The sequence below is a fragment of the Aureispira sp. CCB-QB1 genome, from assembly GCF_000724545.1.
Classification (GTDB): domain Bacteria; phylum Bacteroidota; class Bacteroidia; order Chitinophagales; family Saprospiraceae; genus Aureispira.
This window is the reverse complement of the sequence record NZ_JHBV01000118.1, coordinates 1-407: the sequence shown is the minus strand read 5'-3', so window position 1 is coordinate 407 and position 407 is coordinate 1. Positions and strand designations below refer to the sequence as shown.

Sequence of the window (407 nt, the reverse complement as noted above, 5' to 3'; positions counted from 1 at the left end):
AAGGCTCTCAACAACGCTTTGTTCAGTTTTTTGTCACTGGCGTATCGAGCAGGAGATTCGCCACTAATGGCACTACACAACATGGCTTTGGAATCATCAATCTTTTCCATCGCAATTTCTCCTAATTCTTCTAGCAGCTCCAAATTTTTTACGCTGTCCCCTGTTAAATCTCCAATCACTTCGTCGATTGGTTTTTCTTCTGGCTCACCATTGATCGCTTCATCCAAAGGGTCTTGTTCTTCTAACTCATCATCAGGAAAATCAAAGGCATCGGCTGCTTCATTTTCTTCCCAATCTTCCTCTTCTTCTAAAGGAAATTCCTCGTCCAATTCCTCGTCCATTGTGGGCGCATTTTCTACGTCCATTGTGGCGGCATTTTCTGAAAATGTCTGTTCCTTTTCTAAGGC

General features: G+C 43.0%; 1 pseudogene. It reads right to left on the bottom strand.

The window, feature by feature from the left end:
• Positions 1–407, bottom strand: a pseudogene (locus CG11_RS30630) (hypothetical protein); the annotation flags it as partial.